The sequence below is a fragment of the Mycolicibacterium arcueilense genome, from assembly GCF_058536225.1.
In genome coordinates this window covers 105,829-128,364 of the sequence record NZ_JBZTYL010000011.1, presented here as the reverse complement: position 1 = coordinate 128,364, position 22,536 = coordinate 105,829, and the positions used below count along the sequence as shown (strand labels likewise).

The following is a 22,536-nucleotide window of genomic DNA, read 5'->3' as shown; positions in this document are numbered from 1 at the left end:
AGGTGTCGTCAGACCAGACCCAACGCCAGCATCGCGTCGGCCACCCGGATGAAGCCGGCGATGTTGGCGCCGGCCACATAGTTGCCCGGCTGGCCGTACTCGTCCGCGGTGGTGAGGCAGCGATCGTGGATGCGGCGCATGATGTCGGCCAACCGCTCCTCGGTGTCGTTGAAGGTCCACGAGTCCCGCGAGGCGTTCTGCTGCATCTCCAGCGCACTGGTGGCCACACCACCGGCGTTGGCGGCCTTGCCCGGGGCGAAGCGCACCCCGGCCTCTTCGAAGTACTTCACCGCGTCAGGCGTGCACGGCATGTTGGCGCCCTCGGCCACGATCGAGCAGCCGTTCTTGATCAGCATGGTCGCGTCGTCGCCGGAGACCTCGTTCTGGGTGGCGCAGGGCAATGCGATGTCGCACGGCACCTCCCACACGCTGCGGTCCGTCACGACGTGTGCGGCGCCGCCACGGGCCTCCGCGTAGTCCTCGATGCGGCCGCGGCGCAGTTCCTTGACCTCTTTGAGCAGGTCGAGGTCGATGCCCTTGTCGTCGCGCACGTATCCGCTGGAGTCCGAGCAGGCCACCACAGTCCCGCCCAGCGAGTGCACCTTCTCGATGGCGTAGATCGCCACGTTGCCCGAACCGGACACCACGACCTGCTTGCCGTCGAAGGACTGCCCGCTCGACCGCAGGATCTCGTCGACGAAGAAGACCGTGCCGTAACCGGTGGCCTCGGTTCGTACCTGCGATCCGCCCCAGGTCAGGCCCTTGCCGGTGAGCACGCCGGATTCGTAGCGGTTGGTGATCCGCTTGTACTGGCCGAACAGGTAACCGATTTCGCGCATGCCGACGCCGATGTCGCCGGCCGGGACGTCGGTGTACTCACCGATGTGGCGGTACAGCTCGGTCATGAAGGACTGGCAGAAGCGCATCACCTCGGCGTCGGAGCGGCCCTTGGGGTCGAAGTCCGACCCGCCCTTGCCGCCGCCGATCGGCAGGCCGGTCAGCGAGTTCTTGAAGATCTGCTCGAAGCCCAGGAACTTCACGATGCCGAGATAGACCGACGGGTGGAACCGCAGGCCGCCCTTGAAGGGGCCGAGAGCCGAGTTGAATTCGACTCGGAAGCCGCGGTTGATCTGCGCGGTGCCGGAGTCGTCGAGCCAGGGCACCCGGAAGATGATCTGCCGCTCGGGCTCGCACAGCCGGCGGATGATGGCGCCGTCGGCGTAGTCGGGATGCTTGGCCACCACCGGTCCGAGGCTGGTCAGGACCTCGTAGACGGCCTGGTGGAACTCCTGCTCACCGGCGTTGCGCTGCGATACTTCCTCGTAGATCGCCTGCAGTTTCTCGTGTAGTACAGCCATCTCAGTCCATCTGGTAGCGGGGGAAAACCCCGGTGGGCGCGGGCAATTCGGTACCTGGCTTGAGCCGGGTCCCGATGGAGTCGAAGTCGCGTGCGTCGGTCGGCTGGCCCAGCAGGTCGAGCAGTTTGGCCATGGAGTCCGGCATCACCGGCTGCGTCAGCAGCGCCGCGATTCGCACCACCTCGAGCGTTGTGTAGAGCACCGTACCGAATCGCTGTTGGTCGGCTGGATCGTCGGACTTGCGCAGAACCCACGGCTCCTGGGCCGAGAAATAGCGGTTCGCTGCGCCGAGGACCGACCAGATCGATTCAAGTGCGAGGTGCATCGCGGGCACATCGTAATGCGTGCGCACCTGTTCGAGTAGCGCATCCGCGACGCTCAGCAGCGCGGCGTCGTCGTCGTTGAAGGATCCCGGATCGGGAACCACGCCGTCGAGGTTCTTGGCCACCATCGACAGGGACCGTTGGGCCAGGTTGCCCAGTTCGTTGGCCAGGTCGGCGTTGATCCGGCCGATGATGGCTTCCTCGCTGTAGCTCCCGTCCTGGCCGAAGGACACCTCGCGAAGGAAGAAGAAGCGCACCTGATCGAGGCCGAATGTGTCGACGAGCGCGATCGGGTCAACCACGTTGCCGACCGACTTGCTCATCTTCTCGCCCTTGACGTTGATGAAGCCGTGCGCGAAGACGCGTTCGGGCAGCGCGATCCCGGCCGACATCAGGAACGCCGGCCAGTACACGCTGTGGAACCGGATGATGTCCTTGCCGATCATGTGCAGCTTGGCCGGCCAGTACTTCTGAAAAGCCTCGGAGGCCACGTCCGGGAAGCCGACGCCGGTGAGGTAGTTGGTCAGCGCGTCCACCCACACGTACATCACGTGATCGGGGTGGTCGGGGACCGGCACACCCCAGTCGAACGTCGTCCGCGAGATCGACAGATCCTTCAGCCCGCCCGAGACGAAGCTGACGATCTCGTTGCGGCGCACGTCGGGCCCGATGAACTCGGGGTGGGCCTCGTAGTGGGCCAGTAGACGCTCGGCGTAGTCCGACAACCGGAAGAAGTAGGTCTGCTCCTCGGTCCAGGTGACGGGGGTGCCGGTCTCGATCGCGGTGCGGGTGCCGTCGGGACCCGCGGTCGTCTCGTCCTCGGCGAAGAATCGTTCGTCGCGGATCGAGTACCAACCGGAGTAGGTGCCCAGGTAGATGTCTCCGGCCTCGTTCATGCGGCGCCAGATCTCCTTGGACGCCTCGTAGTGGTCGGCGTCGGAGGTGCGGATGAACCGGTCGAAGGAGATGTTGAGCTTCTCCTGCAACCGCTGGAACACGTCGGAGTTGCGGTTGGCCAGCTCGGCGGCCGAGATGCCTTCGGCTGCGGCGGTATCGGCCATCTTCTGGCCGTGCACGTCGGTGCCGGTCAGGTAGCGCACATCGAAGCCGTCGAGTCGCTTGAACCGGGCGATCGCATCGGTGGCGACGTACTCGTAGGCGTGCCCGATGTGCGGCGCGCCGTTCGGGTAGGCGATGGCCGTAGTTATGTAGAAAGGCTCACTCATTTGGACCCCACCTTATTGTGTTGCGGTGGGATCCAAACGCTCAGCCAGGGAGAAGCCGCCGGCTCCGGAGCCGTTGGCTCCGCTGGTCGACGCACATACCCACCTCGACGCGTGCGGCGCGCAGACCGCGCAGGACGTCCGGGCGATCATGGATCGCGCGGCCGCGGTCGGAGTGGGCCAGGCGGTCACCATCGCCGACGATCTGGACTCGGCACGCTGGGTGACCACGGCCGTCGAAGCTGATGAGCGGGTTTTCGGGGCGGTGGCGCTGCACCCCACCCGGGCCAATGCGCTCGACGACGCGGCCAGGGCCGAGGTGGAGCGGCTGGCCGCTCATCCGCGGGTGGTCGCGGTCGGGGAGACCGGGATGGACCTGTACTGGCCGGGCCGGCTGGACGGCTGCGCGACGCCTGCCGAGCAGCGCGAGGGTTTCGCCTGGCACATCGACCTGGCCAAGCGCACCGGCAAGCCGTTGATGATCCACAACCGGGACGCCGACGCCGAGGTGCTCGATGTACTGCGCGCAGAAGGGGCGCCCGAGACAGTGATCTTCCACTGTTTTTCGTCGGGACCGGAGATGGCTCACACCTGCGTCGAGGCCGGCTGGGTATTGAGCCTTTCGGGCACGGTCAGCTTCCGTAATGCCGCTGAGCTGCGGGAAGCTGCTCGGTTGATCCCGCCGGGCCAGCTGTTGGTGGAGACCGACGCGCCGTTTCTGACCCCGCATCCGTTCCGCGGAGCACCGAACGAGCCGTACTGCCTGCCATACACTGTGCGGGCACTCGCAGAGTTGCTGGACCGACCTGCCGAAGAGGTCGCGTCCGAGACCGCAGCCACTGCGGCGCGGGTGTACGGACTTAACGGGAGTTGCCGGTTGTAGGCCTTTTCGTTACCGTCTTGTGATCAAACCTCAACCGCCGGCGGTGATCTATGCCGTCCGAACCGGAGAGAAACGCGAGAACCGTGGACGCGCTCAACAAAATTCATGAATCCCGATCTCCGCTGCTGCGAGGCGTGGTGGGGGCCCTGCTGGTCACGCTGACCGCCGCCGGGGGCTACGCCGTCGGATCGCACAAGACCGTGACGCTGAGCGTCGACGGCGCGCCGATGACCGTGACGACGATGAAGTCGCGGGTGATCGATGTGGTCGAGGAGAACGGTTTCTCGGTTGGCGATCGCGATGATCTCTACCCCTCGGCCGACGAGTCCGTGCACCAGGCCGACACCATCGTTCTGCGCCGCAGTCGACCGCTGGAGTTGTCGTTGGACGGCAATGACAGCAAGCAGGTGTGGACCACCGCCTCGACCGTCGATGAGGCCCTGGCGCAGCTGAAGATGACCGATAAGGCGCCGGCCGCTGCGTCCCGCGGCAGCAGGGTGCCGCTGGGCGGCATGGCGCTGCCCGTGGTGAGCGCCAAAACCGTCCGGATCGATGACGGCGGCAACGTGCAGACAGTGCACCTGGCCGCCCCGAACGTGGCGGGCCTGCTGGCCGCGGCGGGGACCCCGCTGGAGCAGAACGACACCGTCGTTCCGGCCGCATCGACCCCGGTCACCGAGGGTATGCAGGTCCAGGTGACGCGCATGCGTATCGAGAAGGTCACCGAGCGGGTGGCGTTGGAGCCGGGCCATCAGCGCATCGAAGACACCTCCATGAACATGAGCCGCCAGGTCGTCGAGGAGCCCGGCGCCCCGGGCACCCAGGACGTGACCTACGCGGTGGCCAAGGTGAACGGCGTGGAGACCGGCAGACTGCCAGTAGCCAATGTCGTGATCAACCCGGCCCGCGACGGCGTGCTGCGCGTCGGAGCAAAGCCTGGCACCGAAGTCCCGCCGGTCTCCAACGGTGCTGCCTGGGACGCACTTTCGCAGTGCGAAGCGGGAGGTAACTGGGCCATTAACACTGGTAACGGTTTTTTTGGTGGCGTCCAATTCGACCAGAACACCTGGGAGCGACAGGGTGGTCTGAGGTATGCTCCGAGGGCCGATCTGGCGACAAGAGAAGAGCAGATTGCGATTGCTACGGTGACGCAGGCCCGGCAGGGTTGGGGAGCTTGGCCAGTGTGTAGTGGGAGGATTGGGGCGCGCTGACTATTCGACTGCTCGGGCGGACCGAGATACGACGCTTGGCGAAAGAAATCGACTTTCGACCACGCAAGGCCTTTGGCCAGAACTTCGTTCATGATGCCAACACCGTTCGGCGCATCGTGTCGGCCTCCGGGATTCACCGGAACGACCATGTGCTCGAAGTCGGACCCGGTCTCGGGTCACTGACTCTGCCCCTGTTGGACCGTGGTGCCAGGGTGACCGCAGTGGAGATCGACCCGGTGCTGGCCAAGCAATTGCCGGCCACCATCGCCGATCATTCACACAGCGAGATCAACCGGCTCACGGTGATCAACCAGGACATCCTGACGCTGATGCCGTCTGATCTGACCGAGCAGCCGACGGCGCTCGTGGCAAATCTGCCGTACAACGTCGCGGTGCCCGCACTGCTGCACCTGTTGGCCGAGTTCCCGTCGATCCGGACGGTGATGGTCATGGTGCAGGCCGAGGTGGCCGAGCGCCTGGCGGCCGAGCCCGGCGGCAAGGACTACGGCGTGCCCAGTGCGAAGGCGCGTTTCTACGGAAACGTGCGCAGGCACGGGATGGTCTCGCCGACGGTGTTCTGGCCGATCCCGCGGGTGTACTCCGGGCTGGTCCGCATCGACCGGTACGAGACATCGCCGTGGCCGACCGACGCCGAGTTCCGCGATGAGGTGTTCCAGCTCATCGACATCGGATTCGCGCAGCGACGCAAGACCTCTCGCAACGCGTTCGCGGACTGGGCGGGTTCGGGCAACGAGTCGGCCGAGCGGCTGCTCGCCGCCAGCATCGACCCGTCGCGCCGTGGCGAGACGCTCGGTATCGCCGACTTCGTCCGACTCCTGCAGCGGGCCAAGGAAGCCGAGGGTGAGGCCGCAGCTGAGATCGAGGCGGCCGCCGAGGTTGAGGCGGCACGGCAAGGCTGAGCAACGCCGAATGTGAAGAAGATCGCGAGATTGTCCGACAATCTCGCGATCTTTTTCACATCGGGGACGTGAGCGCCTCGGCGATCAGGCTGACGAACTCCGAACAGGAGCCGTGCCTGCGCTCGGGGTCCTTCGCGAGTGCCCTGGCGATGATCGGGTCCGCCGACGGTGGAATCCAGTTGCACCGCTGCGATATTCGTGGCGGTCGGCTGTACATCTGGTGATCGATCAGGGCTATCGCGGTATCCGCGGAGAACGGCGGTGCTCCGGTCAGCAGCTCAACCGTCGTGCACGCCAGCGCGTACTGGTCCGTCGCCGCCGACGGTGTCCGGCCGCTGAGAAGCTCGGGTGCCGAATAGGGCAGTGACGCTTGGATATCCGGGTGCGGTCGGGCCGCTTGGCGGGTGATGCGGCGGGCCGGGTCGAGGCTCATCCGGCCGTGCCGGTCCTGGGCCAACTTGGCGGCCACGTCCGCGGCCATCGAGTGAGCCACCCCGAAGTCGATCAGTACTGCTCTCGAAAATGGTTGATCGACAAGGATATTGGCGGGTTTGACGTCACAGTGAACGATTCCGTTCCGGTGGGCGTGATCGAGCGCCCCGGCGATCTGGGCCAACGCGGTGAGCCGCTCTGGCATCGCGGGCAGGTTGTTCACGGTGCCGCCGTCGAGGAGCTCCATCGCCAGCCAGCCCGGACCCGCCGCGTACACGGTGACGATGTTCGGATGGGGGAGTTGACGGGCGAAGTCGAACTCGCGTTGCAGCCGGGCCAGCTGGGCCGGCCTGCGGTGCCGATCATCGAGAATCTTGAGCGCGACGGTGGCCCCGTCGGGGTCGCGTGCCTGATAGACGACGGCTGAGCCGCCGTTCCCCACGACATTCATCGCGGCGTATCCCGCTATTTCCACCTCGGGTGAGGGCACCGTCTCAGCCTAAGTTCACCGACAACCGTGGGTGGGCGGCGATAGTGTCGTGGCCGTGTCAGCATCCGACGGCAGTACCGCGTCCGAGTGGGTCCCCACCGGATCGGTGACCGTGCGCGTCCCCGGCAAGGTGAATCTCCACCTGGCGGTGGGGGATGTGCGCGACGACGGCTACCACGACCTCACCACGGTGTTCCATGCCGTGTCGCTGCTGGACGAGGTGACGGTGCGCAATGCCGACATGCTGTCGCTGACGGTGGCCGGCGAGGGGGTGGAGTCGGTGCCCACCGACGAGCGCAACCTGGCCTGGCGCGCGGCGGAGTTGCTGGCCCAGCACGTGGGCCGGTCCCCGGATGTGGCAATCAGCATCGACAAGTCGATCCCGGTGGCCGGTGGCATGGCCGGCGGCAGCGCCGACGCGGCCGCGGTGCTGGTGGCGATGAACACGCTGTGGGAGCTCGGGGTGCCCAGGCGCGATCTGCACGCCCTGGCGGCCCGGTTGGGCAGTGATGTCCCGTTCGCGCTGCACGGCGGCACTGCGCTGGGCACCGGCCGTGGTGAGGAGCTGGCCACGGTGCTGGCCCGCAGCACCTTCCACTGGGTGCTGGCATTCGCGCACAAAGGCCTGTCCACCCCGAAGGTGTTCGGGGAGCTGGATCGGCTGCGCGCAGATACCTCGACGGGCGGCCCGCCGCGGGCCGAGGAGCCCGAGCCTGTCCTGGCTGCGCTGGCCTCCGGTGATCCGGCCGAACTGGCCGCGCTGTTGGGCAACGACCTGCAGCCGGCCGCCCTGAGCCTGTATCCGGAGCTGCGCCGGACGCTGCGTGCTGGGGTGGAGGCCGGTGCCCTGGCCGGCATCGTGTCCGGCTCGGGCCCGACGTGTGCGTTCCTGTGCCCATCGTCGACGTCGGCGGTGGACGTGGGGGCTGAACTCGCCGGGGCCGGGGTATGCCGGACGGTACGGGTGGCCAGCGGTCCCGTCAGTGGTGCCCGTGTCGTTCCGGAGCCGTCGACGTCGGCCTGACGGACGGGTCTGGCAGGCGGGCCGCTCTGCCGTCGTCCGCTGTTTTCGACGCCAGGGCTGCGAACTTTGCGTCGGAACAGCCCTTGAGTGGAAACGGCGCAGCCCCAGCTGACCGCCGGCCTGAGGATGTGACGCAGACCTCAATAATCGCGAGGGTTTGGCAGTTACTTAAGGGTCTCTTAAGATGAGCGGCGGTGAATGCTAGCGATCTTGCATCGGATGCGACTTGTGCTCCCGCCGTCCATGACGGTGGGGGGTCGCCCAGACGTATACCCGGTACTGGGGCATCACCTTTTCGAGACATAACTGCTCCCCAATCGTGTGCGCGCGCCTACCCAAAAGCGGTGCACAGCGGGCGGAGCATGGATAACCGGGCAACTGCACCTGGCGCACTGTCGTCGGTGTGGGGGCCGCGGAACCCAAGGAGGTCGTCGTGAGCAGATTCACCGAGAAGATGTTCCGCAACGCTCGTGAGAGCAAGCGCGGCATGGTGACCGGTGAGCCGCATGAGCCGGTTCGCCACACCTGGGGTGAGGTTCACGAGCGGGCCCGGCGGATCGCAGGCGGTCTGGCCGCCGCGGGTATCGGACACGGCGACGCCGTCGGCGTGCTGGCCGGCTTCCCCGTCGAGATCGCGCCGACCGCGCAGGGCGTGTGGATGCGCGGCGCGAGCCTGACCATGCTTCACCAGCCGACCCCGCGCACCGACCTGGCGGTGTGGGCCGAAGACACCATGAACGTGATCGGCATGATCGAGGCCGACGCCGTCATCGTCTCCGAGCCGTTCCTGGTGGCCATCCCGGTGCTCGAGGAAAAAGGCATCAAGGTCGTCAAGATCGCCGACCTGCTGGCCGCCGACCCGATCGACCCGGTGGAGACCGGCGAGGACGATCTGGCGCTGATGCAGCTGACGTCGGGCTCGACCGGATCGCCCAAGGCCGTCCAGATCACGCACCGCAACATCCACTCCAACGCCGAGGCGATGTTCATCGGCGCGGAGTACGACGTCGACAAGGACGTCATGGTGAGCTGGCTGCCCTGCTTCCACGACATGGGCATGGTCGGCTTCCTGACTATCCCGATGTACTTCGGCGCCGAGCTCGTCAAGGTCACGCCGATGGACTTCCTGCGCGACACGCTGCTGTGGGCCAAGCTCATCACCAAGTACAAGGGCACCATGACCGCGGCGCCCAACTTCGCCTACGCGCTGTTCGCCAAGCGGTTGCGCCGTCAGGCCAAGCCGGGTGAGTACGACCTGTCCACCCTGCGGTTCGCGCTCTCGGGTGCCGAGCCGGTGGAGCCGGCCGACGTCGAGGACCTGCTCGATGCGGGCAAGCCGTTCGGGCTGCCCTCGTCGGCGATCCTGCCGGCCTACGGCATGGCCGAGACCTGCCTGGCCGTGTCGTTCTCCCCGTGCAACGCGGGCCTGGTGGTCGACGAGGTCGACGCCGACCTGCTGGCCGCGCTGCGCCGCGCCGTTCCCGCCACCAAGGGCAACACCCGCCGGCTGGCCTCCCTCGGCCCGCTGCTGAAGGACCTTGAGGCCCGTGTCGTCGACGAGCACGGTGATGTGATGCCCGCCCGCGGCGTCGGCGTCATCGAGCTGCGCGGCGAGTCGTTGACCCCCGGCTACATCACCATGGGCGGCTTCCTGCCGGCCCAGGATGAGCACGGCTGGTACGACACCGGCGACCTCGGCTACATCACCGAAGAGGGCAACGTCATCGTGTGCGGCCGCGTCAAGGACGTGATCATCATGGCCGGGCGCAACATCTACCCGACGGACATCGAACGTGCGGCCGGCAGGGTGGAAGGTGTGCGCCCGGGCTGCGCCGTGGCGGTGCGCCTGGATGCCGGGCACTCGCGCGAGACCTTCGCCGTCGCCGTGGAGTCCAACGCCTGGCAGGATCCGGCCGAGGTGCGCCGGATCGAGCATCAGGTGGCGCACGAGGTGGTCTCCGAGGTCGACATGCGTCCGCGCAACGTCGTCGTGCTCGGTCCCGGCAGCATCCCGAAAACCCCGTCGGGCAAGCTGCGTCGCGCCAACTCGGTCTCTCTCGTCACCGGCTAGCTGCAGCACTTCGTACACAAACCGCCCCGTTTCGATGAAACGGGGCGGTTTGTGTTCTGCCGCAACATGACGCGTATTGGTGGGCATTCGTCGTGAAGCGACACGCAATCATTTGTTGGACGGCCGGTGAACTGTGTATGACCTGTGTATTCTGACGCCGAAACTAATTTGACGAGAGGACCGGCATGGTCAAATCCCGATGGGTTTCGGCGATCCTGGGCGCGGGCGTTGTCGCCGCCGGGATTACCGCGGGCACCGCGTGGGCAGGTGGTCCCGGAGGTTACGTCGAAGATCCCGAAGACATCTTTGCGGCAGTGGGCACCGGCGAATTCATCGACACCCTGGCTGGTTTCACCGCCACCGGTGACACCGCCGAGGAGGCGTCGGCGGCGGTGATCGCGGCATGCACGAATGCCGGCGGTGTGGAATGCACGGCCGACGAGGTGACCAACGACAACCTGTGCATCGTGTCTGTCGCCAGCCCCAGCAATCACGCGGTAGCGGGCGGAGCCGGCGCGACGGTGGAGGCTGCCCGCCAGGACGCGTTCAACCGGGCGGCTGCGAACAACACCCCGCTCGATGCGGATTCCGGCGTCGTTGTATCGGCTTGCCCCTGATGAGCGGTTCAGCGCATGGCCGTTCTGGTGTCGCGGTGGTAGCCCGGAAGGGGAAGGACATGATGACAGGTCGCGGTAAGTTGGCCTTTGTGATGGCGGGTTTGGCTGCAGCATCGGTGATTTCGGCGCCGATCGCTGCGGCTCGGCCGACCTGTCAGGACACGGCCACCAAGACCATCTGCACGACCAACGGCAGCACATCGATCAAGGCGAGGCCCGGAACAACCGCGCCGCCGGCCAACATCCCGGTGTTCCCGTGGCTCGGAATGCCGGGGGGACGCCGCTAGGCGACCTCGTAGTACCAGCACCCGCGAGCGGGCGTGCCCCTGGTGGCACGCCCGCTCGTGGGGTTTACGGAGTCGTCGCGTGCGCTGTGCGCTCAGCCGTATCGGCGAGCCGGTTCTGCCGAATTACGTAGCCGCGCAACATCAACAGCATCGCAACCGGTGCGGCCATCATCGACATCACTTCGAGCATGTCCGACATCAGCTGGCCTGCTTGGTGTTTGCGTCGTGGTCGGCGTCCATCCGGTTGTAGACCTGCCACCAGATCAGCTCGTGATCGACCGCGGTGAGCTCACCGCGGTCGCGGCGTTCATCGGCTTGCAGAAGTGTCGCGGCGAGCACGACCAACCGCTCCCGGGCATTCTGAGGTCCCGGGTCGTCGTAGCCGGCCATCGTCGTCGCGCACAGGGTCCGCACCCGGTGGAAGGCGCTGCCGGACAGGCCGAGTGTGATGGCGCCGGTGGCGAAGAAGACCGCGGTGGATACACCGAATGCAGGCCAGGGTGACATCTGTCCGCCCAGCCAGAGCTGGCACAGCAACCACACGAGCATTCCCCACAGTGGCCAGCCGCGGGCCAGTCGGACCAACCGGCGCTCGGCGGTGCTCAGGCCCGGCGGATAGACCACCAGCCGGTAGTAGGTGATGCCGAAACGGCCCGGCCGGACCTGCACGCAACCCCATACCCGGGGGCCGTCGAGCAGCGGGGTCAGTAGCCGAATGCCGTCCATATCTCCGGTGTACCCGCTGCGAACGGGCTCGGACCGAGCCTGAACGGTTTCTTTACGGCGGGGCGGAGGATCCTTGCACTCTGAGTATAGGTATCTATACTCAGCCTCATGAAGCCGAAGCTTTCACCCCGCCTGGCCGATCACCCGACTGTTCGTGCGGTGCGCGCCCGCGCCGACGCGCCGGCCCCTGACGTGATCGACGCGGACTGGCTGCGGCAGCTGTGTCTGGACTCCGGGGCCGACGACGTTGCCTTCGCCACGGTGGATGATCCTGCTCTGGCCTCCGAGCGCGAACATGTCGAGGCCGCACTGCCGGGGGTGCGCAGCTACATTTCGCTGGTCGTGAAGATGAACCGCGACAACGTGCGCTCGTCCACCCGCAGCGTGGCCAATCAGGAGTTCCACCGCAGCGGCGAGATCATCAACGAAGCCGCTCACCGGATCACCCGGGCACTGGAAGACGTCGGCCATCGCGCGGTGAACCCGTCGGCCACGTTCCCGATGGAGATGGACAGGTACCCGGGGCGGATCTGGGTGGTGGCCCACAAACCCGTCGCGGTCGCCTCGGGCCTGGGGGTGATGGGGATCCACCGCAACGTGATCCACCCCAGGTTCGGGAACTTCATCCTGCTGGCCACCATTCTGGTGGGCTCGCCGGTCAGCAGTTACGGTGAGCCGCTGGACTATTCGCCGTGCCTGGAGTGCAAGCTGTGTGTGGCGGCCTGCCCGGTCGGCGCCATCGGGAAGGACGGCGAGTTCGACTTCGTCGCCTGTTCGGTGCACAACTACCGCGAGTTCATGGGTGGGTTCACCGACTGGGTGCAAACCATCGCCGACAGTGCCGACGCAGCCGACTTCCGCTCCCGGGTCAGCGATTCGGAGAACGCCTCGATGTGGCAGAGCCTGTCCTTCAAGGCCAACTACAAGGCGGCCTACTGTCTGGCGGTGTGTCCGGCGGGGGAGGACGTGATCGAGCCCTACCTCGACGACCGCAAGGAGTTCATGGACCGCGTGCTCAAACCTCTGCAGGAGAAACGTGAAACGCTGTACGTACTGCCGAACTCGGCGGCCAAGGCCCACGCCGAGAAACGTTTTCCGCACAAGACCGTGAAGGTGGTCGACAGTGGAATCCGCGCGCTCGACGGCCGTTGAAATCCGTCTGAGCGCAACACCTGACGTTGCCGGTCCGCGCCGCTAGCCTTTCGCGACGATGGCGAAGCAGGGTGAATTCCGGCTCTGGGCGTTCGGCGACGCCCACGTGGGCACCGACAACCAGTTCGACCGGGAAAGCCTGGCCGACGCCATCCGGCAGTCGGAGTTCGGTGGCGCCGAGGGCGGTCCGCCGTTCGACTGGGACATCGCGGTAGACGTCGGGGACATGTCCGGCGCCCATCACAGCCTGCCCGACGACGCCGAGGGCCGGGAGGTCCGGCGGCAGCTCTCGGTGATGCGCAAGCACCGGCGCGAGGACGTGTATTCGGTGTGCGGGAATCACGACCGCAGCGGGCTTGCCGAACCCGACGCCTGGTGGTGGCAGAAATGGATCGATCCGCTGGGTGCACACACCGCACATTCCGGCGTCGACGCCGCGGCCCGGCCCTATCCCGTCAGCGGGACGTGGGAGCGCTACTCGTTCCGGGTGGGCAACCTGCTGTTCCTGATGCTCAGCGACCGCAACGAACCGTCGCAGACGGTCGGGCGGGGCACGCTCGGGGGTAATCCCGGCGGAGTGGTGTCCGCCGAGACGTTCGAGTGGTGGGCGAACATGGTTGAGCAGAACCGTAATTCGATCATCGTCACGGTCCACCACTACGTCCTCAAGGACACCACGGTGGCATCGGGAGAGTGGGAGGGGGTGCGCCGGGATTCGGACGGGAAGCTCCATGAGCACTACCATCGGCCGTTCCTGCAGGGGACGCCGCAGGGCGCGTCCTACCTGTACTGGGTCGGCGGCAAGCCGGATTCCGGGGCCTTCGAGCGGTATCTCACCGAACACCCGGGGGCGGTGGCGCTGTGGCTGGCCGGGCACACCCACACCAACCCCGATGACTCGCACGGCGGCAAAACCCACATCGAGCAGGCCTGGGGTGGAACCTATTTCATGAATGTGGCGTCACTGAGCCGCCATCACATGCCGATCACGACCCTGCCGATCAGCCGGTTGCTGACATTTCGCCCGGGCAGCCGCGAGGTGCGGGTGCAGTGCTACCTGCACACCGACCAGCACGCGGCGCAGGGCTGGTACGCGCCGGCGGAGCGCACGCTCACCCTGGAAAGGCCGTTCACCTGGTAGCGGATCACCACGCGTGAACGGTGTTCTGGGCCGGCTCCAGGCCCTGGGCGATCAACAGCTCGGTGGCATCGGCGGCCTGCTCGCAGATTGTCGGCAGCTCGGTGCGTTCGGCGGCAGTGAAGGCCTCCAACACGTACGCCGCCGGGTCCTTGCGGCCCGGCGGTCGGCCCACTCCGATGCGGACCCGCTGAAAGTCCTTGCTGCCCAATGCTGACGCCACCGACCGCAGCCCGTTGTGGCCGCCCTCGCCGCCGCCGACCTTGAGCCGGATCCGGCCGAAGTCGATGTCGAGCTCGTCGTGGATGACCACGATGCGGCCCGGTGGCACCGAATAGAACTTGGCCAACGGCCCGACCTGACGGCCGGATTCGTTCATGTAGCACCGAGGTTTGGCCAGTACCACCGGGGCTCCTGCGAGCCGGCCGGTGATCACCTCGGCGCCGGACTTCTTGTGCACCTTGAAGGCCGAGCCGATGCGGGCGGCCAGTACATCGGCCACCATGAACCCGACATTGTGTCGGGTCTTGGCGTAGGCGGGCCCGGGGTTACCCAGGCCCACCACCAGCAGCGGCTCGGCCATCGAAAGGGGTACTTACTCGGCGGCTTCGGCAGCCTCGGCGGCCGGCTCCTCGGCCGGAGCCTCGCCAGCAGCCTCGCCGGCGCCCTCGGACTCGAGGTCCTCGGCGCTCGGGGCCTCGACGATGTTGACCACGAGCAACTCGGGATCCGACACCAGCGAAACGCCGGAGGGCAGCTCGACCTGGCTGGCCAGGATCTGGGTGCCGGCCTCGACGCCCTCGATCGACACGGTCAGGTGCTCGGGGATCGACAGGGCCTCGGCCTCGATCTCGATGGTGTTGGCGTCCTGGGTCACCAGGGCGCCCGGGGCGGCGTCGCCCTCGACGGTGACGGTGACCTCGACGATGACCTTCTCGCCGCGGCGCACCACGAGCAGGTCGGCGTGCTGGATGTTGCGACGGATCGGGTGGATGTCCAGCGCCTTGGTCAGGGCCAGCTGTTCCTTGCCCTCGATGTCGAGGGTGAGCACGGCGTTGGTTCCCGAGTGGCGCAGCACGGCGGCGAACTCGCGGGCGTTGATCTCCAGGTGCTGGGGATCGGTGCCGTGGCCGTACAGGACAGTGGGCACGTTGCCGTCGCGGCGGGCCTGGCGCGAGGCGCCCTTGCCGGTGCGGGTGCGCACGGTCGCGGTCAGCTTGTTGGGGACGTTCTTGGCGGCGGCCTTGGCCATGATGTTGCTCCTCTAATTGCGGTACTGCGGTCAGATCGTCAGCACGGCAAGGGTCGCAACACTTGAAGAAGTTCCCGCCGATAACGGTGGTCCAAAAGGTCCACCCTCGCCGTGACGCCAGGTCAGGGTAGCAAAGACGAGGCCGCCGGCAAAAATCGGAGCTGGGTCTTACAGCGGATATGCCGTGTCGGTGAGCTGCTCGGACAGGTCCCACAGCCCCTTCTGGGTGTCCACCCGCCGGGCCAGCGGGCTGCGCCCCACCGGCTGGCTGGGGCCGAACTGGCCGAACCGCGGCCCGATGAAGCTGTCGCCGGGAACGTCCTGGGACACCGCGTAGAGCGTCTGGCGGGCACCGAACGACGGCTCGCTGGCGAATACCCGGTTGGCGACCGCCATCATGCGGGCGCCGAGCTTGTTGCCGCTCTGGCCCTGCAGGTTGGTGGCCGAATAGCCGGGGTGAGCGGCCACTGCGCGCACCTGGGAGCCCGACGCGGTGAGGCGTCGCTGCAACTCGGAGGTGAACATCAGGTTGGCCAGCTTGGATTGCCCGTAGGCGAGCCAGGCCGAATACGGCCGGGACTTCCAGTTGAGGTCCCGCAGATTGACCTGCCCGAACAGGTGCATCAGCGACGACACCGTGACCACCCGGTCGCTGATCTTGGGCAGCAGCAGATTGGTCAGCGCGAAATGCCCGAGGTGATTGGTGCCGATCTGGCTCTCGAATCCGTCGACGGTCCGGCTCAGCGGGACCGCCATGATGCCGGCATTGTTGACCAGCACGTCGACGCTCTCGACGGTGTCGGCGAACTCGCGGACCGAGGCCAGGTTCTGCAGGTCGAGTTTGCGTACCTCCACCTGCCCGCCGGTCATCGTCTCGGCGGCCGCGGTGCCCTTTTCCAGATTGCGGACGGCAACGGTCACCTTGGCGCCGACGCGGGCGAGCTCACGGGCGGTGACGAGCCCCAGTCCGCTGTTGGCGCCGGTGACGATCACCCTGCGGCCGGAGAACGAGGGCAGGTCGGCGCTGGTCCATCCACTCATGCCGACCACCCTACGGGCGGCCCGATCACTTCTTCGCGATGTTGAAGCCCGTGATGATCGATTCGACGTCCGGCCCCTGTGCGGCGGCCTCGTCGGCGTAGGTCGTGACGGTCAGTTGGACGAGATAGCGCTGTGGTGGTTGCAGCCCGTCGTCGGCGATCACGACGCGGTTGTAGCTCTGCATGCGCTTGCCGTTGAGGTCGTAGCTGCCCTCGATCATCGCCGACGGGAAGCCCTTCCAGTCCGCGTTGGATGCATTGAGCTGCTTGAAGTTCTCCGACAACTGGGCATCGGCGTAGCCGTGGTCTTTCAGTGCCTTGGGCACATCGAAATCACCGTGCAGGGTGAAGGCCAGCATCATCGCGGTGGGGTAGGTGTTGCCCTTGGCGATCATCCGGGTTCCCGGGGCCAGGTTCGGATTGTTGTAGGGATGCCATCCCGGAGGGCTCGGCATGGTCACCGTCAGATGTGGGATCTTCTCGGGTGCGATGGGCTCGCCGACCACACCGGAATCTTCCAGGTACTGCCACAGTGGCACCGGCTGGTTGTCGGCAGGGGCAGCCGGCGTCGTCGAGCTCGTCGTCCAGATCGACTTGTAGTCAGGCGTTTCGGCGCCGCAACCGGTGACCAGCACCGCCAGCGCGCCGGCCGTGGCGAGCAGCCGCTTCACAGAATCTCGCGCACCGAATCGATCGGCCGGGCCAGCCGGGTGCCGTTGTCGGTGACGACGAACGGCCGCTCGATCAGGATCGGGTTCTCGGCCATCGCATCGAGCAGCTCGTCGTCGGACGCATTGGCCAAACCCAGTTCGGTGTACAGAGATTCACGCTTGCGCACCGCGGTGCGGACGTCGATGCCCGCAGCCTTGATCAGCGCGGCGATCTCGTCACGCGTCGGCGGCGTCTTCAGATACTGCACCACCTCGGGCTCGATCCCGTTCTCGCGCAACAGATCCAGCGTCTTGCGAGAGGTGGAGCACTTCGGGTTGTGGTAAATGCGCGCCATCTAGGCGGACCCGTCGAACAGTCCGGTCACCGAACCGTTCTCGAACACCGCGCGGATCGTCGACGCCAGCAGGGGCGCGATGGACAGCACGGTCAGCTGCGGGAACTTCTTGTCGTCGGTGATCGGCAGTGTGTTGGTGACGATCACCTCGCGGGCGCCGCAATCGGCCAGGCGCTGGGCGGCCGGGTCGGACAGCACACCGTGGGTGGCGGCGATCACCACGTCCTTGGCGCCGTCCTCACGCAGCAGCTTGACCGCGCCGGCGATGGTGCCGCCGGTGTCGATCATGTCGTCGGTCAGGATGCAGGTCTTGCCCTCGACCTCGCCGACGACACGGTTGGCCTTGACCTGGTTGGGCACCAGCGGGTCGCGGGTCTTGTGGATGAAGGCCAGCGGGACGCCGCCGAGCGCGTCGGCCCATTTTTCCGCCACGCGGACACGGCCGGAGTCGGGCGACACCACGACCACGTCGGAATCGGAGTACTTCTCACCGATGTAGCCGCACAGCAGTGACTGCGCCCGCATGTGGTCCACGGGGCCGTCGAAAAAGCCCTGGATCTGGTCGGTGTGCAGGTCGACCGAGACGATGCGGTCGGCGCCTGCGGTCTTGAGCAGGTCGGCGACCAGGCGGGCCGAGATGGGCTCGCGGCCGCGGTGCTTCTTGTCCTGACGCGCATAGGGGTAGAACGGCAGGATCGCGGTGATCCGCTTGGCGCTACCCCGCTTGAGCGCGTCGATCATGATGAGCTGTTCCATGAGCCACTGGTTGAGCGGCGCCGGATGGCTCTGCAGGACGAAGGCGTCGCAGCCACGTACGGACTCGTCGAACCGGACGAAGATCTCGCCGTTGGCAAAGTCCCGGGCGGTCTGCGCGGTCACCTCGATGTCGAGTTCCTTGGCGACCTGCTCCGCCAGCTCGGGGTGCGCACGCCCCGAGAACAGCATCAGGTTTTTTCGATTGTCGGTCCAGTCCGTGGCCACTATGGCTGCCTTCGCGGTTGGGGATCGATACGGAGCAATCGTACGTAGCGTTTCTGGTAGTTCGTAGCCGGGTTACCAGATTGCCAACACGAAACCTCGGACCGAGACCATCAGCGCCGCGATCTGCAGCCACATGCTGACCGCAATGCGCGGCACAACGGGTTATCCCCAGGCCGTCGATCCGGTACTGGTGACTGGTGCCTCGGGCGTACGACCATGGCAGCGTGGATATCGACCACGTGCTTGGGCAGCAGGCGGGGGTCATCTCGCGCCGACAAGCGCTCGCTGCGGGATTAGAGCAGCACGATATCCGTCGGTTGCTGAGACGCAACGAATGGGCGCGGGTCTACGACGGCGTGTACGTCGACCACACGGGACCGTTGAGCTGGTTGCAACGGGCCTGGGCGGCAGTGCTTTATGCGGCGCCGGCCGCGCTGTGCCTCGAATCGGTCTTGTCGGACGAAGGCTCCGTGATCCATGTCGGCGTCGCCCGCAAACGGAGCTCGTTGGCAGAGCCGCCCGGCGTCCGCATCTACCATGTCGCACACCTCGAGGAGCGGGTGTTGTGGCATGTCGGGCCGCCACGGATGCGTTACGAGGAAGCTGTGCTCGACGTTGCCTGCCGTGCGACGTCCGAATTGGACGCCATTGCGGTCCTGGCCAACGCCTGTCAGTCGCGGCGCACCACCGCGCGGCGTCTGCTTGATGCCCTCGATGCTCGTCGACGAGTGCGCCGTCGCCGCTGGATGCGGGCAATACTGGTGGATATTGCCGAGGGCACGTGCTCGGTCCTGGAACACGGATATCTCACTCGTGTTGAGCGGGCGCACGGGCTACCCCGGGCCGATAGACAGAAGCGTTCTGCCTCGTCGACAGGTGTTTGTTATCGCGATACCGAGTACGGGCAACGGCTTGTGGTCGAACTCGACGGTCGCGTGTTCCACGACTCGTTGTCGGCACGGAACAAGGATTTCGAACGTGATCTGGATGCTGCGGTGGAGGGGTTGTCGACCGTCCGGTTGTCATACCGGCAAGTATTCGACCGACCGTGTCGGACTGCCGCAAAGGTTGCCCAAGTGATGCGGCGGCACGGGATCGAGGTGAGCGGGCATGCCTGTGGGCCGGGCTGCGAGTTCGATCTGCTCGACCTCGCGGCCTGACTGGGCTTGAAACCTTGAAATGTTGTCAGCTCCGCGATCTACAGCCACATGCTGGCCGCAAGTCGCGGCACTACGTGTCAGTCGGTCTCGTCGCGCGCCTCGCGGGCCTTGCGGGCCGCTTCGGCAGCGGCCGAGCCCGGGCGCTTGCGTTCGACCCAGCCTTCGATGGTGCGCTGGGCGTTGTCCGAGACCGCCAACGCGCCGGGTGGGACGTCGTCGCGGAGCACGGTGCCGGCACCGGTGTAGGCGCCGTCGCCGACGGAGACCGGGGCGATGAACATCGTGTCGGAGCCGGTGCGCACATGGGAGCCGATGGTGGTCCGGTGCTTGTTCTCGCCGTCGTAGTTGACGAACACGCTGGAGGCCCCGATGTTGCTGTGGTCGCCGATGTCGGCATCGCCGACGTAGGTGAGGTGCGGCACCTTGGTGCCGGTGCCGATCGTCGAGTTCTTCGTCTCGACGAAGGCGCCGAGCTTCGATTCGGCTCCCAGGATCGTGCCCGGGCGCAGATAGGCGAACGGGCCGACGGTCGCACCCGCGCCGATCACGGCGAGCTGGGCGTGCGTGCGCACCACCGATGCGCCGTCGCCCACCTCGACGTCGGTCAGGGTGGAGTCCGGGCCGATCTCGCAGCCGGCGCCGATCTCGGTGGTCCCCAGGAGCTGGGTGCCAGGGCGGACGACGGTGTCGCGGCCGATGCTCACGTCGACGTCGATCCAGGTGGTGGCGGGGTCGACGATCGTCACGCCGGCGCGCTGGTGACCGGCCACGATGCGGCGGTTGAGTTCGGCGCCCAGATCGGAGAGCTGCACGCGGTCGTTGACGCCGGCGACGAGCGCGCTGTCGTCGACATGCATGGCCCGCACGGTCCGGCCGTCCTGGCGCACGATCGCGATGACGTCGGTCAGGTACAGCTCCTGCTGGGCGTTGTTCGAGCTCAACCGGCTCAGCGCCGAGCGCAGGTCGGCGATGTCGAAGGCGTACACCCCGGCGTTGATCTCTCGGATGGCCCGTTGGGACTCGGTGGCGTCGGCCTGCTCGACGATGCCGATGACCTCGTTGTCCTGGGTGCGCAGGATGCGACCGTAGCCGGTGGGGTCGGGCACGGTGGTGGTGACCACGGTGGCGGCAGCCGTCGCGGCGCTGTGGGTTTCGATGAGGCCGGCCAGGGTGTCGGCGTCGAGCAGTGGGACGTCACCGGAGGTCACCACGACCGTGCCGGCGAACTCGTCGGGCAGCGAGCTCAAGCCGCAGGCCACGGCGTGGCCGGTGCCCAGCTGCTGGTCCTGGATGGCGACGTCGATGGTGCGGCCCAGCTTGTCGGCCAGTTCGCCGACCGCGGGGGCGATGCGCTCCCGGTCGTGGCCGAGAACGACCACCAGATGCTGGGCGGCGGCGTTGGCCACGGTGTGGACCGCGTGGCTCAGCATGCTGCGGCCGGCCAGGGTGTGCAGCACCTTGGGGGTGTCCGAGCGCATTCGGGTCCCGGCACCTGCTGCCAGTACGACGACTGCGGCTTCGGTGGTCGACACATCATCCCCTTACTCCGCGAGCGTGCGCGTCTGCTCGAGAAACGCCGTCGCAAGCGCGCATTTCGTGCACGCTCGCCATTACCAATTGCTCCGTCGCCAGGACTCGAACCTGAACTATCTGAACCAAAATCAGAGGTGCTGCCGATTACACCACGACGGAATGTCCGGAAGAGACTCTAGTCGAACGGTCTAGCCTGATATTCGTGGCAGCACCCGAGAAGGAAGGGCGGCCCCCACGGGCCCGCATGACCGGCAACGAGCGACGGCAACAGCTGATCGAAATCGCCAAGTCGCTCTTTGCCGAACGGGGCTATGAGGGGACGTCGATCGAGGAGATCGCCCAGCGCGCCAATGTCTCCAAACCCGTCGTCTACGAGCACTTCGGCGGCAAGGAAGGCCTGTATGCCGTCGTCGTCGACCGGGAGATGTCGGCCTTGCTGGACGGGATCACCTCGTCGCTGACCAACAACCGGTCCCGGACGCGGGTCGAGCGCGTGGCGCTGGCGTTGCTGACCTATGTCGAGGAACGCACCGACGGCTTTCGCATCCTGATCCGGGACTCGCCGGCCGCGATCACCTCGGGTACGTACTCGACGCTGCTCAACGATGCCGTCAACCAGGTGTCCTCGATTCTGGCCGGGGACTTCTCCCGCCGGGGGCTCGACCCGGACCTGGCACCGCTGTACGCCCAGGCGCTGGTCGGTTCGGTGTCGATGACCGCGCAGTGGTGGCTCGACGTCCGCGAGCCGAAGAAAGAAGTGGTGGCCGCGCATGTGGTCAACCTGATGTGGAACGGGCTGACGCATCTGGAGTCCGACCCGATCCTGCACGAGGAGTGAGTCTGCGGCGCTCCGCCACAAACTGCAACCCGAGGGTTGCAACAACCGTTCCTCATGTGCAACCCTTGGGTTGCAGCATTCCGTCAGAGAGGAACCCCGACATGACCACGGACTTCGACCGCATCGAGCGCGAGATCGCCATCGACGCACCGGCGCAACGCGTCTGGGACCTGGTGAGCGAACCCGGTTGGTACATCAACGAAGAGCGGATCACCGAACACACCATCGAGCGTGCCGGCGACGTCGCGATCGTCACCGACCCCACGCACGGGAAGTTCGCGTTGCGAACCGTCACACTCGATGAGCCGCGTTACGCGGCCTTCCGGTGGCACATCGACGCCGACGAACTCGACAGCTCATCCACTCTCGTCGAATTCTGGATCACCCCGGCGCCATCCGGCGTGGTGCTGCGTGTCGTCGAGAGTGGGTTCGCCTCGCTCGACGAGCCCGAGGCCGACCGCCGCTCCCGGTTCGACGATCACAGTGGCGGCTGGTCCCTTGAGCTCGGACTCGCCCAGAAGTACCTGGTGGGGGCCGCCGCCGATGCATGAGAATGCCTCGCCGGTCGAGGTTTTCGCTGCGCTTGCCGACGACAGTCGGTGGCAGGTTCTGGTTGCCCTCGGCCGCCGGCCCGCCTCGGCGTCAGCACTGGCGGACGAGCTGCCGATCAGCCGCCAGGCCATCGCCAAACACCTGAAGGTTCTCACCGATGTCGGCCTGGTGGTGGCCACCAGGGCCGGGAGGGAGATCAGGTACGAGACGGTGGGGGCTCGGCTCAGCGAGGTGGCACGACGGCTCGACGGCATCGCCGCCGGCTGGGAACGCCGGCTGGCCACGATCAAGGATGCTGTCGAACGGGACGGCTGACGAT

At 66.6% G+C, this 22,536-nt stretch carries 25 protein-coding genes and 1 tRNA gene; 13 read left to right on the top strand and 13 right to left on the bottom strand.

Annotation, left to right across the window (positions count from 1 at the left end):
- Positions 1–8 precede the first annotated feature (8 nt).
- Together gdhA and metG are read right to left on the bottom strand one after the other, a co-directional pair.
- Positions 9–1,358 carry an NADP-specific glutamate dehydrogenase gene (gene gdhA, locus AC4LGL_RS17185; protein WP_055116983.1) on the bottom strand — a complete coding sequence of 450 codons (1,350 nt, stop codon included), beginning with the start codon at positions 1,356–1,358 and terminating at the stop codon, positions 9–11.
- 1 nt (position 1,359) lies between these two features.
- Entirely contained in the window at positions 1,360–2,907 is a 1,548-nt protein-coding gene (metG, locus tag AC4LGL_RS17180; protein WP_491839820.1) for a methionine--tRNA ligase, read from the bottom strand.
- Between the two features lie 25 nt (positions 2,908–2,932).
- Here metG and AC4LGL_RS17175 point away from each other — a divergent pair, with 25 nt between their 5' ends.
- From AC4LGL_RS17175 to rsmA, 3 genes are all read left to right on the top strand, one after another.
- Positions 2,933–3,787: a TatD family hydrolase gene (locus AC4LGL_RS17175; RefSeq protein WP_491839819.1), complete on the top strand. Its 855-nt coding sequence runs from the start codon at positions 2,933–2,935 to the stop codon at positions 3,785–3,787.
- 83 nt (positions 3,788–3,870) lie between these two features.
- Positions 3,871–4,998, top strand: coding sequence for a resuscitation-promoting factor (locus tag AC4LGL_RS17170; RefSeq protein ID WP_491839933.1), 1,128 nt, complete (start codon positions 3,871–3,873; stop codon positions 4,996–4,998).
- Positions 4,995–5,918 carry a 16S rRNA (adenine(1518)-N(6)/adenine(1519)-N(6))-dimethyltransferase RsmA gene (gene rsmA / locus AC4LGL_RS17165; RefSeq protein WP_491839932.1) on the top strand — a complete coding sequence of 308 codons (924 nt, stop codon included), beginning with the start codon at positions 4,995–4,997 and terminating at the stop codon, positions 5,916–5,918. Before AC4LGL_RS17170 ends, rsmA begins: the two co-directional genes overlap by 4 nt.
- 55 nt (positions 5,919–5,973) lie before the next feature.
- Here the strand turns inward: rsmA and AC4LGL_RS17160 are convergent, their stop codons facing one another.
- Positions 5,974–6,801, bottom strand: a complete 828-nt coding sequence (locus tag AC4LGL_RS17160) for a serine/threonine-protein kinase (RefSeq protein ID WP_491839931.1) — start codon at positions 6,799–6,801, stop codon at positions 5,974–5,976.
- A gap of 94 nt (positions 6,802–6,895) precedes the next feature.
- Here AC4LGL_RS17160 and AC4LGL_RS17155 point away from each other — a divergent pair, with 94 nt between their 5' ends.
- From AC4LGL_RS17155 to AC4LGL_RS17140, 4 genes are all read left to right on the top strand, one after another.
- Complete coding sequence (locus tag AC4LGL_RS17155; RefSeq protein WP_491839818.1) at positions 6,896–7,864, top strand: 4-(cytidine 5'-diphospho)-2-C-methyl-D-erythritol kinase; 969 nt, start codon at positions 6,896–6,898, stop codon at positions 7,862–7,864.
- A gap of 433 nt (positions 7,865–8,297) precedes the next feature.
- Positions 8,298–9,935, top strand: coding sequence for a fatty acyl-AMP ligase (locus tag AC4LGL_RS17150; protein WP_064887120.1), 1,638 nt, complete (start codon positions 8,298–8,300; stop codon positions 9,933–9,935).
- Between the two features lie 185 nt (positions 9,936–10,120).
- On the top strand, positions 10,121–10,552 hold the full coding sequence (locus AC4LGL_RS17145; protein WP_491839817.1) for a hypothetical protein: 432 nt from the start codon (positions 10,121–10,123) through the stop codon (positions 10,550–10,552).
- A gap of 59 nt (positions 10,553–10,611) precedes the next feature.
- On the top strand, positions 10,612–10,839 hold the full coding sequence (locus tag AC4LGL_RS17140; RefSeq protein ID WP_491839816.1) for a hypothetical protein: 228 nt from the start codon (positions 10,612–10,614) through the stop codon (positions 10,837–10,839).
- Positions 10,840–10,903: 64 nt separating this feature from the next.
- On the opposite strand, the gene AC4LGL_RS17135 is transcribed toward AC4LGL_RS17140, so the two are convergent.
- Both AC4LGL_RS17135 and AC4LGL_RS17130 read right to left on the bottom strand, forming a co-directional pair.
- A complete protein-coding gene (locus tag AC4LGL_RS17135) occupies positions 10,904–11,038 on the bottom strand; it encodes a hypothetical protein (RefSeq protein ID WP_491839815.1) in 135 nt (44 codons plus the stop codon).
- A complete protein-coding gene (locus tag AC4LGL_RS17130; RefSeq protein ID WP_491839814.1) occupies positions 11,038–11,565 on the bottom strand; it encodes a DUF6611 family protein in 528 nt (175 codons plus the stop codon). The genes AC4LGL_RS17135 and AC4LGL_RS17130 overlap by 1 nt, the downstream gene beginning before the upstream one ends.
- 108 nt (positions 11,566–11,673) lie before the next feature.
- Here AC4LGL_RS17130 and AC4LGL_RS17125 point away from each other — a divergent pair, with 108 nt between their 5' ends.
- Together AC4LGL_RS17125 and AC4LGL_RS17120 are read left to right on the top strand one after the other, a co-directional pair.
- Positions 11,674–12,717, top strand: a complete 1,044-nt coding sequence (locus AC4LGL_RS17125) for a 4Fe-4S binding protein (protein ID WP_491839813.1) — start codon at positions 11,674–11,676, stop codon at positions 12,715–12,717.
- Positions 12,718–12,775: 58 nt separating this feature from the next.
- Positions 12,776–13,858, top strand: a complete 1,083-nt coding sequence (locus AC4LGL_RS17120) for a hypothetical protein (RefSeq protein ID WP_491839812.1) — start codon at positions 12,776–12,778, stop codon at positions 13,856–13,858.
- A gap of 4 nt (positions 13,859–13,862) precedes the next feature.
- On the opposite strand, the gene pth is transcribed toward AC4LGL_RS17120, so the two are convergent.
- The 6 genes from pth to AC4LGL_RS17090 form a co-directional block, all read right to left on the bottom strand.
- On the bottom strand, positions 13,863–14,438 hold the full coding sequence (pth, locus tag AC4LGL_RS17115; protein ID WP_055116966.1) for an aminoacyl-tRNA hydrolase: 576 nt from the start codon (positions 14,436–14,438) through the stop codon (positions 13,863–13,865).
- 12 nt (positions 14,439–14,450) lie between these two features.
- Positions 14,451–15,107, bottom strand: a complete 657-nt coding sequence (locus tag AC4LGL_RS17110; RefSeq protein ID WP_491839811.1) for a 50S ribosomal protein L25/general stress protein Ctc — start codon at positions 15,105–15,107, stop codon at positions 14,451–14,453.
- Between the two features lie 168 nt (positions 15,108–15,275).
- Positions 15,276–16,148, bottom strand: a complete 873-nt coding sequence (locus AC4LGL_RS17105) for an oxidoreductase (RefSeq protein ID WP_491839810.1) — start codon at positions 16,146–16,148, stop codon at positions 15,276–15,278.
- Between the two features lie 25 nt (positions 16,149–16,173).
- On the bottom strand, positions 16,174–16,818 hold the full coding sequence (locus AC4LGL_RS17100; protein WP_491839809.1) for an LpqN/LpqT family lipoprotein: 645 nt from the start codon (positions 16,816–16,818) through the stop codon (positions 16,174–16,176).
- The gene (arsC, locus tag AC4LGL_RS17095) at positions 16,815–17,153 is read right to left on the bottom strand and encodes an arsenate reductase (glutaredoxin) (protein WP_491839808.1); all 339 of its coding nucleotides are present in this window, start codon (positions 17,151–17,153) and stop codon (positions 16,815–16,817) included. The genes AC4LGL_RS17100 and arsC overlap by 4 nt, the downstream gene beginning before the upstream one ends.
- Positions 17,154–18,134 (bottom strand): ribose-phosphate diphosphokinase, encoded by a 981-nt coding sequence (locus tag AC4LGL_RS17090; RefSeq protein WP_491839807.1) that lies wholly within the window; start codon positions 18,132–18,134, stop codon positions 17,154–17,156.
- A 224-nt stretch (positions 18,135–18,358) separates the two neighbouring features.
- On the opposite strand from AC4LGL_RS17090, the gene AC4LGL_RS17085 reads away from it, so the two are divergent.
- Positions 18,359–19,294, top strand: a complete 936-nt coding sequence (locus AC4LGL_RS17085; RefSeq protein WP_491839806.1) for a type IV toxin-antitoxin system AbiEi family antitoxin domain-containing protein — start codon at positions 18,359–18,361, stop codon at positions 19,292–19,294.
- A 77-nt stretch (positions 19,295–19,371) separates the two neighbouring features.
- Here AC4LGL_RS17085 and glmU read toward each other — a convergent pair whose 3' ends face one another.
- Together glmU and AC4LGL_RS17075 are read right to left on the bottom strand one after the other, a co-directional pair.
- Entirely contained in the window at positions 19,372–20,826 is a 1,455-nt protein-coding gene (gene glmU, locus AC4LGL_RS17080; protein ID WP_491839805.1) for a bifunctional UDP-N-acetylglucosamine diphosphorylase/glucosamine-1-phosphate N-acetyltransferase GlmU, read from the bottom strand.
- A gap of 88 nt (positions 20,827–20,914) precedes the next feature.
- Positions 20,915–20,986 (bottom strand) — tRNA-Gln (locus AC4LGL_RS17075).
- An 85-nt stretch (positions 20,987–21,071) separates the two neighbouring features.
- Here AC4LGL_RS17075 and AC4LGL_RS17070 point away from each other — a divergent pair.
- The 3 genes from AC4LGL_RS17070 to AC4LGL_RS17060 all read left to right on the top strand — a co-directional run bounded on the left by AC4LGL_RS17070 (position 21,072) and on the right by AC4LGL_RS17060 (position 22,532).
- Positions 21,072–21,665 (top strand): TetR/AcrR family transcriptional regulator, encoded by a 594-nt coding sequence (locus tag AC4LGL_RS17070; RefSeq protein WP_491839930.1) that lies wholly within the window; start codon positions 21,072–21,074, stop codon positions 21,663–21,665.
- A gap of 101 nt (positions 21,666–21,766) precedes the next feature.
- Positions 21,767–22,216, top strand: coding sequence for an SRPBCC domain-containing protein (locus tag AC4LGL_RS17065; RefSeq protein ID WP_491839804.1), 450 nt, complete (start codon positions 21,767–21,769; stop codon positions 22,214–22,216).
- The gene (locus AC4LGL_RS17060) at positions 22,209–22,532 is read left to right on the top strand and encodes an ArsR/SmtB family transcription factor (RefSeq protein ID WP_491839803.1); all 324 of its coding nucleotides are present in this window, start codon (positions 22,209–22,211) and stop codon (positions 22,530–22,532) included. Before AC4LGL_RS17065 ends, AC4LGL_RS17060 begins: the two co-directional genes overlap by 8 nt.
- Positions 22,533–22,536: the final 4 nt, after the last annotated feature.